Origin of the sequence: Brevundimonas sp. LPMIX5, from assembly GCF_003576505.1 — a bacterium.
GTDB lineage: Bacteria > Pseudomonadota > Alphaproteobacteria > Caulobacterales > Caulobacteraceae > Brevundimonas > Brevundimonas naejangsanensis.
Map to the genome: position 1 here is coordinate 78,791 of NZ_QWTZ01000013.1, position 12,172 is coordinate 90,962.

The window sequence follows — 12,172 nt, forward strand, 5'->3', positions numbered from 1 at the left end:
TTGCGGGCGAAAGGGAAAGCGTGAAGGGTCCGGCCATGCGTTTCGTCTCTTCTCGCCCTATCCTGTTTCTGGCGGCCTCCGCCCTTGCGCTGTCGCTGGCCGCACCCGTGCTGGCGCAGGAGGCGGCGCCGGAACCTGCGCCCGACGCCCCCTCTCAGGACGCCCCCTCTCAGGATATAGAGACCCACACCGAGCCGAACGGCGACCCGGTTCCGCACATCATCATCGCCGATGAGCCGGAAACGCCCGAAGAACCCAAGGTCACGCCCATTCCCGCCGAATGGTCGCCCATACCGCTGGACGCCCATCGGAACAGCGCCTTCGGCCTCTATCTGGCGGGCCGCAACGCCCTGACCAGCGGCGAGAGCGCGACCGGCGCCGATTATCTGGCTCGCGTCTTCGCCCTGACGCCCGAGCAGCCGCGCGTGCGCGAACAGGCCTTCACCGCCGCCCTTCTGGCGGGCGACCTGAATGAGGCGGGGCGTATCGCCCCGACCGATCCCGAGGTCTCGCCGGTCATCGTTCAGGCCGGGCGACTGGTGCAGGCGGTGCAGGCCTATGCCCGGAACGATCCGCGCCGCGCCAACGCCCTGTTGATCGCCGCCCCTGTGGGCGAGCCGCACGACCGCGCCGGTTTCTATGTCCAGGCCTGGATCGCCGCCGCAGCCGGGGACTGGGATCGCGCCCTGGCCATGCCGCCGGCCGATTTCGACCCGGTCAGCAATCTGGTGGCGCGCGGCAATCGCGCACGCCTGCTGGAACAGCGCCGTCGTTATGATGAGGCCGACGCCGAATGGCGGGACCTGACCAGCCACGCCCTGGCCGGCGCCCTGTTCCGTCTGCCCTATGGCGAGTTCCTGGAGCGGCGCGGCCGCCGGGACGAGGCTCTGGTTCAGTATGACGCCGCCGTCACCGCCCGCACCGCCGACCGTCGGGTCATGGAGGGGCGCGAACGGGTGTTGTCCAAGGCCCGCCCGCCCGCCTTGCTGAACTACCGGGAGGGCGCGGCCCAGGCCCTGCGCACCGCCGCCGATCAGATGATCGCCCAGCGCGCCTATGAGTTCGGCGCCGTCTATCTGCGTCTGGCCCAGAACCTGGCGCCCAGCGACAATACCCAGCTGCTGATCGGCCAGACCCTGATTCAGGGCGGGATCGAGCCTGCGGGCCGGGCCGCCCTGGCCGAGGTCAGCGCGGCGTCGCCCGCGACCTACGCCGCCGCCCGTGTGCAGATGGCCATCAGCCTGGCCAAGGCCGACCGTGACGACGAGGCCCTGATCGAGCTGCAGCGCGCGGCTTCGGTGCGGCCCGAAGAGGCGGCGGTGGCCTATATGTTGGCCAGCCAGCTGTTGCAGATGCAGCGGCACGAGGAAGCGCTGGAGCTTCTGAACGGCCCTCTGCTGAATACTGAGGATCAGGGCTTCGAGGTTCATTTCCTGCGCGGCGCCGCCTATGAATCGCTGGATCGGGACACCGAGGCCGAGGCCGAGCTGTGGGCCGCCCTGCAGATGCAGCCCGACAATCCGACCCTGTTGAACTATCTCGGCTATCTGTGGGTCGATACGGGGACGCGGGTGGAGGAGGGCGCCGCCATGATCGCCCGCGCCCATGCCGCTGATCCCAAGGACGGCAACATCCAGGACTCGCTCGGCTGGGCCCAGTTCCGTCAGGGACAGTATGAGACGGCGGTGGTCAATCTTGAGGGCGCCGTCGACAAGGAGCCCGCCAACGCCGAGATCAACGACCATCTCGGCGACGCCTATTGGGCGGTCGGGCGTCAGCGCGAGGCGGGCTTCCAGTGGAACCGCGTCCTGACGCTGGAGGTTGACGACAAGCGCCGCGCCGAGGTCGAGGCCAAGCTGCGCGATAGGCTGGGCCAGGACCCGACCGGGGACAAGGGGCTGGGCTCTGCGGGCGGCGCGGCCGACTGACGCCATGTCGACCCCTGACGCCCTGAGCGATGACGCCCCGAGCGATGACGTCCTGAGCGGACTGGCGCCCGCCAAGATCAACCTGCTGCTGCACGTCGGGGCGGTGCGGGCCGACGGCTATCATCCGCTGGTCAGTCTGGCCGCCTTCGCCGATGTCGGCGACCGGGTGACCGTGCGTCGCGCGCAGGCTCTGTCGCTGGAGGTCGAGGGGCCGTTCGCGGCCGGGCTGGAGGCGGAGGGCGACAACCTGATCATCAAGGCCTTGCTCGCGTTAGGAGAAGCGGCCGGAATCGGCGCGCCGCCCGTGGCGGTCACGCTGGACAAGCGCCTGCCCATCGCCGCGGGGCTGGGCGGTGGCTCGGCGGATGCAGGGGCGGCGCTGCGGTTGACGGCGCGGCTGCTGGAGCTCGATCTGCCGGAAGACGAACTGGAACGCCTCGCCCTTGCCGCCGGAGCGGACGGACCCATGTGCCTGCGCGCTCGCCCGGCCTGGGCCTCTGGCGTCGGCGAGGCGCTGGAAGACGAGCCGCGTCTGCCGACCCTGCACGGCGTTTTGCTGAACCCCGGCCTGCCGTCGCCGACGGGCGCCGTCTATCGCGCCTATGACGCCGCGCCCGCCGCCGGGGCGGGTCGGCCGCCGTCGCCTGACGACTGGTCGGTCGCCTCTGTCATCGACTGGCTGTCGGCGCAGAGGAACGATCTGGAGGCGCCCGCCCTGTCGGTCACGCCGGGGATCTCAGATGCGCTGGCCGCCATGCGCGCTGCGCCAGACTGTCGCCTGACGCGGATGTCGGGCTCGGGAGCCACGGTCTTCGGCCTGTTCGATGACCGTGCGGCGGCGATCGAGGCGGCCTTCGCGCTTGATAGGCCAGGCTGGTGGTCGCGGCCGGTGGTGTTGGGCGCGCCGGATATCGAGCCGCGTTCGGTAATTTAACCGGATTTACAGCCCCTGCGGTCAAGTTGACGGCCATGACCCAGCTCACCCTTGAACAGATCGCCGCCTTTGACCGCGCCCTGTCGCGCCTGTCGCCCGTCGACCGCGCCCGCGTCGAAGAGATCAAGGACACTGCGGCCCGCGCCGCCGCCGAGGTCGCCCCTCACTGGGATTTCGGCCTGCCTGCGCGGACGGTGGACGGGATTCTGGGTGACGGCGCGAACGACGACCAGAGGCGCGGCCTGATCGCCGCCTGGGCGCTGGAACTGCCCGGCCGCATCGCCGCCGAGCGTCTGCCACAGGCTGTGCTGGCGGGCTATCCGACCTATGTGGACCGGCTGGCGGCGTATCTCGATAGCGGGACGGACCCGTATGACCCCGACTTCTGGGCCAAGGACGTGCGCGTCTCACTGGCGCTCAGCGTGCCGGGCAGCAACACCCAGATGCTGGACCTGTCTTCGCCCGTCGGGCCCGGTCTGGTGGTGCGGCACATGCTGGGCGGACGCGGACCCGGCCCCCTGATCGCCTGGGTCCAGGCGGGCGGCTGGCGGCCCTGGCTGGAGACCCACACCGAGGCGCGCGACCTGTCGGACTTCAACGAGCCGGGCTGGGAGCGGAACTGGGCCGCCGCCGCCGCCCTGTTGCAGACACGGCCGGAACTGGCGGGCGTCATCGGCTCCAGCTGGTTTTTCGATCCGCCGCTGGAGACCATCAGCCCCCGCCTGACCTATCTACGGACGACGCCGGTGAACAACGGGGCCTTCATGATCCATCAGGGCGGCGGCGAGATCCACGACGACCGCGCCTCCGCCTCCTCGCCCACGCGCCGCGCCATGATCGAGACGGGCGAATACAGCGCCTGCTCCTGGCTGCTGTGCTGGCCGCGCAGGCCGCTGATCCGCTGGGCGACGCAGCACGGCCTCATCTGAGGGTGGAGAGGCTGCAAACTCCAACCTATCAGGTGCGACATCTTGGCGCGCCGTGTCCGGATCTCTTGGCTGAGCCGAGGAACGAAATCTCGTGCTCGCTTGCCGGCGGCGCTCGAGAAAGCGGGGTTCGGAGAAAAATTCTAATTTCAAACAGTCGAAGCGTGGCCGTATCGTAAAATCCTCATCGTGAAGAAGAACCTCCGTTCCGTGATTGACAGTAGTCGGAACTTTCCGGCTCAAATGCAGGTGGAGGGAGCGCCGTGAATCGACGGTCAGGGGACTATCGGGACGGACGCGCCTTTTTGTGCAGTCACCATTGCGGGGAACCATGATCAACGCGTTCAAGGCCGGTCTTCTTGTTGCAGTCGCCGGATCGGCCCTTGTCTGGGCCAGCGACGCCTCCGCCCAGGCGCCGGTCACGCCGCCCGCAGGCGGTTTCTATATGGCGGACGGATCGCGCACCGCCGATTATCAGGCGGCGTTGGCCTCCTGGCGCGAAGACGCGCAATTCTCGATCGACTATTCCAAGGCCTATCTGGGTCTGGAGCACGCCTACGCCCTGGGTCTGACGGGCAAGGGCCTGACCGTCGGCGTCAATGACGCGGGCGTCTACATGGATCACCCGCTGTTCGGCGGGGCGGGCAAGATCAAGGGCCTGAACACCGTCGTCTCCGACGACTACGGCAACGACGGTCGCATCAATCCGCGGCGCGGCTGGGAAGGTCATGGCACCCACGTCGCAGGCACTATCGGCGGCGGCCGCATGGAAGGCGAGCTGATGTTCGGCAACGCCTTCGGCGCCAACATTTATTCGGCCACGACCAACTTCGCCGCCGGCGACTTCCTGTGGTTCCGCGACGTCTATATCAACGGCGACATCGTCAGCACCGCCCAGACCAACATCATTGATCTGGCCGCCACGGGCGAGGTGCGGATTATCAACAACAGCTGGGGCTCGTCCAACAGCCTGCCCTTCGACGCCCCCGAGGCGCTGGTCCGTCAGGCGTTGGCCCGCAACTACGGCGACTTCTACAAGCCGGTTCTCGACAACGACGTCCTGGTCGTCTTCTCGGCGGGCAACGGATATGGCGCGCACGCCGGCATCGATGCGGCGACGCCGATGTTCGACCCGCGCCTGCGCGCAAACTGGCTGTCCGTCGCCAACTATACCGGCGCCCTGACCCCCAGCCCTTCGACCAGCTTCTGCGGCCAGACCGCGACCTGGTGCGTGGCCGGTCCGGGCCATCAGATCATCTCGGCGGTGCCGGGGTTTGATTTCGACTTCAACGCCATTGTCGCCATGTATCGGCCGACAGATTACATGTCGCTGTATACGCCGACGACGGTTGCGGCGCTTCAGAACGCCGCCGTCAACCGTTTCCTGGGAACGCTGAACGCCTATCTGAACGCCAAGTTCGCCGCCGAGGCTGCGGGCCTGCCGTTCGATGAAGCCGCCGCGCGTCGCCAGGTGGCCGAGGACGCGGTCGCCATCACTCTGATCTCGGGCGGCCGGATGGGCGATCCGGACGGCTTCACCGACGTACTCGCCAGTCTGCTGACCTCGACCAACAACATGGCCATCCTGACGCCGGCCTTCTCATCCGACGTTCTGACCCAGGCCAACGCCCTGCTGATGCAGCGGCTGGAGAGCCTGATCACCTACACCGGGCCGGACTATGCGGCCTACACCGGCACCTCGATGGCGGCCCCGAACATCTCGGGCTTTGCGGCCCTGCTGATGGAGCACTTCCCTGAGTACGACACGGCCCTGATCAGCGACATCCTGCTGTCCAGCTCGCTGGACCTGGACGCGCCGGGCGTCGACCTGATGTCGGGCTGGGGGGCGCCGCAGATGGAGGTCGCGCTCAAGGGGCCGACGGCTCTGCGCGACGTTCGGGACGTCGATGTCCGCGTCGGCACGGTGGACGTGTGGAGCAACGACATCGGCGATGCGCGCGACCGCTATTCCGCCGAGGTTCTGGCCTCCTTCCCGGACGATATCGGCGGCATCGTCAAGAAGGGCGGCGGCGAGCTGATCCTGACGGGGAATAACGACTACACCGGCGCCACGCGGGTCGAAGGCGGCCTGCTGACGGTCAACGGCAGCCTGATCAACTCGACCTCGACCGTGGCCGAGCTGGGGATGCTGGGCGGCCTGGGCCGTCTGGCCGATGTGGTGGTCGAGAAGGGCGGCGTCCTGTCGCCCGGCGATACGGCCAATCCGTTCGGTACGCTGACCATCGCCAACGACCTGCTGTTCAAGGACGGCTCCTATCTGTGGATCCGCTCCAGCGTGAACGGCGCCGAGCATTCGCGGGTGGCGGTCGAGGGCGCGACCACGCTGGAAGGCGGCGAGGTCATCCTCAAGGCTGACCAGGGCGAATGGAACCTTCGCACCCGCATGAACATCCTGCAGTCGGCGGGCGGCGTGACCGGGACCTTCACCGGCGCCAAGAGCGATCTGGCCTTCCTGAAGCCGATCCTGACCTATGACGCCAACACCGTGAAGCTGACCCTGGTCCGCAACGATGTGACCATCGCCTCGGCCGGGACCACCCCGAACACGAGGGCTGTCGGCGGGGCCCTGGACGTCATGACGGCGTCGATCATCCCCGAAGCGCCCGCAGGCCGTAACACGGCCCTTGAAGACGCTATCCTGGACGGCAGCTTCGACAATGTGCGCGGCGCGCTGAACAGTCTGACGGGCGAGGTCCACGCGACCCTGGCGGGCGTGGCGACGGGCGACTCGCGCTTCATTCGCGACGCCATGCTGACGCGCGGCCGCAACGGCACGACCGAGGCGGTCGACGGTCGCGGCGTCGCCGTCTGGGCTTCGGGCGTCTTCGGCAGCGGGCGTCAGGACAACGGCGAACTGGCCGGTTTCCGCAGCGAAACCTCGGGCTATCTGGCCGGGGTCGAGAAGACGCTGAACGGTCGCGCTCATATCGGCGTCGCGGTTGGTGAAAGCCAGTCGGAAATCCGCGCCAACCGCCTGAGCTCGACCGGCGAGGTCAAGACCCAGCACATCGGCGTCTACGGCGCCGCCAGCCTGGGCGCCTTCGACTTCCGTCTGGGCGGCGCCTGGATGGACTCGCGCACCCGGACCGACCGGACGGCCTCGCTGAACCGCTTCAACGAGCAACTGACCGGCCGCTACGACGGCGAGGCCTGGCAGGCCTATGGCGAGGTGTCCTGGCGCAAGCCGGTCATGGGCTCGACGGTTCTGGAGCCGTACCTGAACTACACCCGTGTCGAGTATGATGCGGACGTGGTCGAGCGCGGCGGCGATGCGGCCCTGTCGGGCCAGGTCTCCCAGACCTCGGACCTGCTGACGGCGGGTCTGCGCACCGAGACCTATCTGGCGGGCGGCAACGGCCGTCCGGCGCTGTCGGCGGTGGGCCATCTGGCCTGGACCGAAGACCTGAGCGGCGACGGCCCCGTGTTCAACGCGGCCTTCGCGGACGGTCCGGTCTTCCGCATCGAAGGCGCCGATCTGAACTCGGGCGCCCTGCAGGCGGGCCTGGGCTTCAACATCGAGGCCAACAAGTCGACCAATATCGAGGTCGGCTACTCGGGCGTCTTCAACGACGACTACAAGGATCATCGCCTGACCGGCCGCGTCAGCTTCCGGTTCTGATCAGTGCGGACGCCGGGGCTTCGGTTCCGGCGATCCTGACGGACAGACGCCGTCGCCCTCAGCGGGCGGCGGCGTTTTTCTTTAGGCGTGATGAGCCGAGTTGGCGCCGCCGCTCACGCGCTCCCACGCCTCGCCGACCGGCAGGATCTCCAGCCCCGCCGCCTTGGCCAGGCGGATCAGGCGGTCGAGGTCTTCGGGCGCGCAGCCGTAGGGGGTGGGCGCGCTCTCGACGTCATGACCATAGGCGATCAGCCAGCCGGGCGACTTGGCCGCGCGGGCGACCAGCGCCTCCAGATCGTAGTGGGGCAGGCGGCGGGACTCCAGGCCGATGGCCTGAAGGTTGGCCCGGTCGGCGCGTCCGGCGTTGACCCCGTCGCGCACGCCGCGACCCAGCAGGAACCGCTCGTCGATCACCGCCTTGGCGCCTAAAGCCACGTCGCCGAAGGGCCAGGCGAAGGTGGTCATGACGTGGCCGTTCAGCCGCTCGCCCACCCATTCGGCGTTGCGCGCCAACTGGTCCGTCAGTTCGGCGGGGCTCAGGCGCAGGGCGCTGACGTGGTCGAAGGTGTGGCAGCCGACTTCATGCCCGGCCTCATGCGCGGCCTGCAGGTGCTCGACCTCGAACTGGGCCTTGCCGATGTTCTCGCCGCCGCACAGCCCACCCGCGACGTAATAGGTCGCCCTGATCCCGTGTTCGGCCAGGATCGGCCCCGCCTCGGTCCAGGCGCTGGCCGGGAAATCATCGAAGCTGAGGCTGAGAATGCCGCGCGCAGGCGCGACCGTCACCGGCCTGACGCCCATGTAGCGCGCCGCCCGGCGGCGCATCTGATCGATCCGTTGCTGCATCATGGGCGCCTTCTAGCGCATCGGCGCTTGCAGAAGGGTGAAGGATTGCGCCGCCTCGCCTTGCTGGCGAAGCGTGGCGGCCCTATGGTCCGCGCCTCCCGAAATCGGACCGAAATGTCGACCGTGGCCGCTGCTGAACCTCTATCGTTTCAGGACCTGATCCTGACCCTGCACCACTATTGGAGCGAGCAGGGCTGCGCCATTTTGCAGCCCTATGACATCGAGGTCGGCGCCGGCACCCTGCACCCGGCCACCGTGCTGCGGGCGCTGGGTAAGAAGCCGTGGAAGGCCGCCTATGTCCAGCCGTCGCGCCGCCCCGGCGACGGCCGCTATGGCGAGAACCCCAACCGGCTGCAGCACTATTACCAGTATCAGGTCATCCTGAAGCCGAACCCCGACAACCTGCAGGAGCTGTATCTCAACAGCCTGCGCGCCATCGGCATCGACCCCAGCCTGCACGACATCCGTTTTGTCGAGGACGACTGGGAGAACCCCACCGTCGGCGCCTGGGGGCTGGGCTGGGAGGTCTGGTGCGACGGCATGGAGGTGACGCAGTTCACCTATTTCCAGGGCGTCGGCGGCATCGAGGTCGACGTGGTCTCGGGCGAACTGACTTACGGGCTGGAGCGTCTGGCCATGTATGTTCAGGGCGTCGACAACGTCTATGACCTGAAGTTCAACAAGGAGGGGCTCACGTATGGCGAGGTCTTCCTCGAGAACGAGCGCCAGCAGTCGGAAGCCAACTTCCACGGCTATGACGTCGCCGCGCTGAAGCGCCGCTTTGAGGACATGGAGCGCGAGGCCGCGCACTTCCTGACCATGAAGGGACCGCAGGGGCAGCCGCTGGTGCTGGCCGCCTATGATCAGGTGCTGAAGGCTTCGCACCTGTTCAACCTGATGGACGCCCGCGGCGCCATCGCCGTCGCCGAACGCCAGAGCTACATCGGCCGCATCCGCGACCTGTGCAAAGCCTGCGCCCTCGCTCAAGTCGAACACGAACGGGCGACCGCCTGATGTCCCAGCTTCTCCTCGAAATCTTCTCCGAAGAAATCCCCGCCCGTATGCAGCCCGGCGCTGCGCGCGACCTTGAGCGCATGGCGTCCGACCGTCTGAAGGCCGCGGGCCTGACCTGGGACGCGCTGACGACCTACGCTGGGCCGCGCCGCCTGACGCTGGTCATCGACGGCCTGCCCGCCGCCACGCTTGACCGCAATGAAGAGCTGAAGGGGCCCAAGACCTCGGCGCCGGCGCAGGCGCTGGAAGGCTTTCTGCGCAAGACCGGCCTGACGCAGGACCAGCTGGTCGAGCGCGACGGCGTCTGGTTCGCGCAGATCAGCAGCAAGGGCCGCGCGACCTCCGAGGTCGTGGCCGAGAGCGTCGACGACATCATCCGCCACTTCCCATGGCCCAAGTCGATGCGCTGGGGCACGGGAACCCTGCGCTGGGTGCGGCCGATCAAGCGCATCCTGGCCCTGTTCGACGGGGCGGTGATTCCGTTCGAGGTGGACGGTATCCAATCGGGCGACGTGACCGAGGGCCACCGCTTCATGGGCGCGGGCCAGCCGTTCGCGGTCAAGGACTTCGCCGACTATCGCCAGAAGCTGGAGCGCAACTTCGTCCTGCTGGACGCCGCCGACCGCAAGCTGCGCATCCTCGAAGGCGCCAGGGCCGTCTGCGCGGCCAGGGGGCTGGCCCTGGTCGATGACGACGGCCTGCTGGACGAGGTGTCGGGTCTGGCCGAATGGCCGACGCCGATCCTGGGCGACATGGACCCGCAGTTCCTGGCCCTGCCGCCGGAAGTGGTCCAGCTGTCGATGAAGGTGCACCAGAAGTATTTCGCCGTGCGCGAACCGGGCAAGGAAGGCTTGGCCCCGCACTTCGTCGTCGTCGCCAACGTCGAGGCGACCGACGGGGGGCAGGCTCTGGCGGCGGGCAACGCCAAGGTGCTGTCGGCCCGTCTGAGCGACGCGGAGTTCTTCTGGACCGAGGACCAGAAGGTCGGCTTCGACGCCTGGAACGCCAAACTGAAGGACGTCACCTTCCACGCCAAACTGGGCACGCTGGCCGAGCGGGTGGACCGCATCGCGGCGCTGGCGCGTGAGATCGCTCCGCTGGTCGGCGCCGATCCGGCTCAGGCCGACCAGGCCGCGCGCCTGTCCAAGGCCGACCTGGCCTCGGGCATGGTGGGCGAGTTCCCGGAACTGCAGGGGATCATGGGCGGCTACTACGCCCGTCTGGCCGGCCAACCCGACGCCGTGGCCGACGCCATCCGCGACCACTACAAGCCGCAGGGACCGGGCGACACTGTCCCGACCGCCCCGGTCACGGTTGCCGTCGCCATGGCCGAAAAGCTGGACACGCTGGTCGGCTTCTTCGCCATCGACGAAAAGCCCACGGGCTCGAAGGATCCCTACGCCTTGCGCCGCGCCGCGCTGGGCGTGATCCGGCTGGTGCTGGAGAATGGGGTGCGGATGCCGTTGCAGGGCATGGCGTTCGTCGCTGGCGAATATCTGTCAGGCATGCGCAATCTTGAGAAGCTGCCGAACTATGATCGCGCCTCTGTGGTTCGTATGGCGGTTCTGGGCAAGGAAGAGGTCGAAGCGGATCGCATCCGTATCGCGGCCATGCTTGACGGGGCTGATGGCGCCGATTGGCAACATGGCGCGCTGGATTATCAGGCTGGCCTCACACAGCTTGGCTGGGATGTTCTCGCCTTCTTCGCCGACCGCCTGACCGTCCTCCTGCGCGACAAGGGCCAACGCCACGACCTCGTGGCCGCCGTCTTTGCGCTGGGCGACGACGATCTGGTGCGGATCGTGCGTCGGGTGGAGGCGCTGGCCGCCTTCCTGGCCACGGACGATGGGGCGAACCTTCTGGCGGGCTACAAGCGCGCCGCCCAACTGCTCAAGGCCGAGGAGAAGAAGGGGGCGTTGCCTGAGGGCGCCGTCGCCACCGGCCTGCCGAACCAGCCGGCGGAAGAGACCGCCCTGGCCTTCGCCGCCGCCGCCGCCGCCTCGGCCGTGGACGCGGCGCTGGAGGCCGAGGACTTCGCCGCCGCCATGACGGCGCTGGCGCGCCTGCGCGCTCCGGTGGACGCCTTCTTCACCGCGGTCATGGTCAACTCCGACGTGGCCGAAGAGCGCGAAAACCGCCTGAAGCTTCTTGTTCAGGTGCGCGGCGTCATGAACCGCGTCGCCGACTTCGGTCAGATCGCGGGCTAATCCATCATCCTTCTCCCCTTGTGGGAGAAGGATGATGCTACCGCGTAGCGGGCGGTGATCCCGTCCGGCTGGAAGTCGTGCTGCGCCAGCCGGTCCAGCGAGGCCAGAACGCGGGCGAGGAAATCCTCCGGGTCGCCATCCTCGATCGCCGGGCGCAGCCAGTCGGTGACGATGGCGCGCGCCGGATAGGTCCCGACCGGGCCGGGGACGCTCAAGGCGACCTCTATCCCCTCGGCGATCCAGCCCGCCACAGTGACGAAGAAGTCCATGCCCGTCAGAAAATCCGAGCGGCGCAGCACATACAGGGTGATCACCCCATCCTCGACCCCGTCGGGCCGCACGATGACGCCGCTGCGGTCCGGCCGCCAGTCATCCGACAGTTCGACCGCCCGCCACAGGCAGAACCAGACGCGACACGTCTGCGGCCGGATGGCGTGCATCGAACACCCGGCCCCATCGACGCAATAGCCGCACAGCTCGCCCGTCGGCTTGGCCAGTTCGGGCAGGTCCAGCGGGATCACGCGGCAGCACTCGACGCAGCCGCCGCAGGTCCGGTTGGGAAGAAGGGGAAGGCTCATGCGCGCCCCTTAGCTGAAAATCCGGCGAAAAGCGCCCGTGTCGACGGAGGCGGCCGGCAATCAATTGTACAACAATCTGACCATAAGGTTCGACAAGGG

The 12,172-nt window shown here is 68.1% G+C and carries 8 protein-coding genes; 6 read left to right on the forward strand and 2 right to left on the reverse strand.

Features of this window, described 5'->3' with window-relative positions; translation table 11 throughout:
* Nucleotides 1–35 precede the first annotated feature (35 nt).
* The 4 genes from D1604_RS12040 (at nucleotide 36) to D1604_RS12055 (ending at nucleotide 7,428) form a co-directional block, all read left to right on the forward strand.
* Entirely contained in the window at nucleotides 36–1,928 is a 1,893-nt protein-coding gene (locus D1604_RS12040) for a tetratricopeptide repeat protein (protein WP_119413498.1), read from the forward strand.
* Nucleotides 1,929–1,932: 4 nt separating this feature from the next.
* Entirely contained in the window at nucleotides 1,933–2,862 is a 930-nt protein-coding gene (locus tag D1604_RS12045) for a 4-(cytidine 5'-diphospho)-2-C-methyl-D-erythritol kinase (RefSeq protein WP_119413471.1), read from the forward strand.
* A gap of 35 nt (nucleotides 2,863–2,897) precedes the next feature.
* Nucleotides 2,898–3,791 (forward strand): hypothetical protein, encoded by an 894-nt coding sequence (locus D1604_RS12050; protein WP_119413472.1) that lies wholly within the window; start codon nucleotides 2,898–2,900, stop codon nucleotides 3,789–3,791.
* Between the two features lie 328 nt (nucleotides 3,792–4,119).
* Nucleotides 4,120–7,428, forward strand: coding sequence for an autotransporter domain-containing protein (locus tag D1604_RS12055; RefSeq protein ID WP_119413473.1), 3,309 nt, complete (start codon nucleotides 4,120–4,122; stop codon nucleotides 7,426–7,428).
* Nucleotides 7,429–7,509: 81 nt separating this feature from the next.
* Here D1604_RS12055 and D1604_RS12060 read toward each other — a convergent pair whose 3' ends face one another.
* The gene (locus tag D1604_RS12060; RefSeq protein WP_119413474.1) at nucleotides 7,510–8,277 is read right to left on the reverse strand and encodes a polysaccharide deacetylase family protein; all 768 of its coding nucleotides are present in this window, start codon (nucleotides 8,275–8,277) and stop codon (nucleotides 7,510–7,512) included.
* Between the two features lie 111 nt (nucleotides 8,278–8,388).
* Here D1604_RS12060 and D1604_RS12065 point away from each other — a divergent pair, with 111 nt between their 5' ends.
* Both D1604_RS12065 and glyS read left to right on the forward strand, forming a co-directional pair.
* Nucleotides 8,389–9,288, forward strand: a complete 900-nt coding sequence (locus tag D1604_RS12065; protein ID WP_003165881.1) for a glycine--tRNA ligase subunit alpha — start codon at nucleotides 8,389–8,391, stop codon at nucleotides 9,286–9,288.
* Nucleotides 9,288–11,495, forward strand: coding sequence for a glycine--tRNA ligase subunit beta (gene glyS, locus D1604_RS12070; protein ID WP_119413475.1), 2,208 nt, complete (start codon nucleotides 9,288–9,290; stop codon nucleotides 11,493–11,495). The genes D1604_RS12065 and glyS overlap by 1 nt, the downstream gene beginning before the upstream one ends.
* Here glyS and D1604_RS12075 read toward each other — a convergent pair.
* Nucleotides 11,492–12,073 carry a hypothetical protein gene (locus tag D1604_RS12075; protein ID WP_119413476.1) on the reverse strand — a complete coding sequence of 194 codons (582 nt, stop codon included), beginning with the start codon at nucleotides 12,071–12,073 and terminating at the stop codon, nucleotides 11,492–11,494. The genes glyS and D1604_RS12075 overlap by 4 nt on opposite strands.
* Nucleotides 12,074–12,172 lie beyond the last annotated feature (99 nt).